The sequence below is a fragment of the Novosphingobium sp. AAP93 genome, assembly GCF_001296055.1.
Classification (GTDB): Bacteria; Pseudomonadota; Alphaproteobacteria; order Sphingomonadales; family Sphingomonadaceae; genus Novosphingobium.
In genome coordinates this window covers 1-1,522 of record NZ_LJHZ01000033.1, presented here as the reverse complement: position 1 = coordinate 1,522, position 1,522 = coordinate 1, and the positions used below count along the sequence as shown (strand labels likewise).

Sequence of the window (1,522 nt, the reverse complement as noted above, 5' to 3'; positions counted from 1 at the left end):
GGGGGGGGGGGGGGGGGGGGGGGCGTGTTGACGAACGCACAGCCTGTCCCGGACACACCCTCCCCCCGACCCCCTCCCGCCTGCGGGAGGGGGGGATTGGCCTCTCGCGGCCCTTCACCCTCGAACGGCGGGTGCGGTTTCTGCATATTCTGGCCACCAGCGGCAATGTCCGCCGCGCTTGCGCGGTGGTCGGGGTCTCGCCGCAGTCGGCCTATGTCCACAAGCGGCGCGATGCCGCCTTTGCGCATGGCTGGGCGGCGGCGCTGCTGCTCGCGCGCGATGCGGCGGAGGAAATGCTGGCCGAGCGCGCGCTCCACGGTGTGCGCGAGACGATCTTCTACCGGGGCGAGGCGGTCGGCAGCCGGGTGCGCCATGATCCGCGCCTGCTCCTCGCCCATCTCGCCCGGCTCGACCGCCATGCCGAGCGCGCCGAGACCGCGCAGGACCCCGCGCCGGGCATCGCCGCGCGCTTCGACGATTACCTCGCCGAGCTGGCCGAGGCCGAGGCGAGCGGCTGCGATCCGGTGTTCGAGCCGCCGATCGACGAATTCGACATGCCCCCGCAGTGGACTCCGGCGCACCCCACCCGCGCCGAAGCCCTGCGCGCCGCGCGCGAGGACGTGCTCCACGATTTCCCCGACGACGAGGCCGACCTCACGCCCGAAGCCGTCGCCGGCATCGATCTCGACGAGACCGACAGCGAGGACCTCCTCGACGCCGCGCTCGCCAAGGCCCAGCACACCGCCGAAACCGCCGCCGCCAAGGCCTGGGACACCGACCACACCGCCCGCCTCGCCACGCTGGAAGCCATCTTCGCGGGGGAAGACCCTTCAAGTCCTCCCCATTTTTGCGAAGCACAAATGGGGAGGGGGACCGTCCGCGAAGCGGATGGTGGAGGGGTAACCAGCGCCGCCCCTCCCATCGAAACCAAGTCCCGCCCGTTCCCCCTGAACCCTGTCAACCCTGTCAACTTCAACCCCGTCAACCCCGGCGCGTTCAACCCCGCCTTCACGCCCCCCAGCGCAGCACATAGGGTTGGCGTGCGCGTCCTGTGATCTGCACCACCACCCGCCGCTGCGCCTGCGCGCCGCCGGGTCCGCGCGCCACGGCGATCACCGTCACCACGCGGCCGGCCCAGTCCGCCGGGTCCTTGATCGAGAGCGCGGGCCGCTGTCCGGCGATTTCGCGCTGCCGCTCGATCACGTCGACCGCGTTGGCGTCGCCGTCGTTCATCACCTGGATCGCCAGCGGGTCGGCATATCGCTTGTCGAATGGGCCGCCGTTCACTTCCACCGTGGCGATGCGCCCGATCCGCTCGACCAGCGCGGGGGTGAAGCCGCGGATGTCGCCCAGTTCCTCGATGCTGAGCGGCGGGCCGTTGCGCGCGGCGTAGCCCCGGCGGCGGTAGTCGCGGGTCTCGGCCCCGTCGCGGCGCGGCTCGTCGTCCTGGTCGATCCAGTCGTCGAAGCTGGACACTTCGAAGAACCGCTTGATTTTGGGGTGTTGCGCAGGCCAATTGCTG

General features: G+C 71.4%; 2 protein-coding genes. One reads left to right on the top strand and one right to left on the bottom strand.

Going from position 1 to position 1,522, the window contains the following annotated elements; all coding sequences use genetic code 11:
• The first annotated feature begins 131 nt into the window (after positions 1 to 131).
• Positions 132 to 1,055 (top strand): hypothetical protein, encoded by a 924-nt coding sequence (locus tag IP83_RS07455; protein WP_054121587.1) that lies wholly within the window; start codon positions 132 to 134, stop codon positions 1,053 to 1,055.
• Here IP83_RS07455 and IP83_RS07450 read toward each other — a convergent pair.
• Positions 1,009 to 1,522 (bottom strand): type II secretion system protein GspK (locus IP83_RS07450; RefSeq protein ID WP_231624956.1); only part of this gene is annotated, 514 nt, incomplete at its 5' end. The two genes, IP83_RS07455 and IP83_RS07450, sit on opposite strands and share 47 nt — an antisense overlap.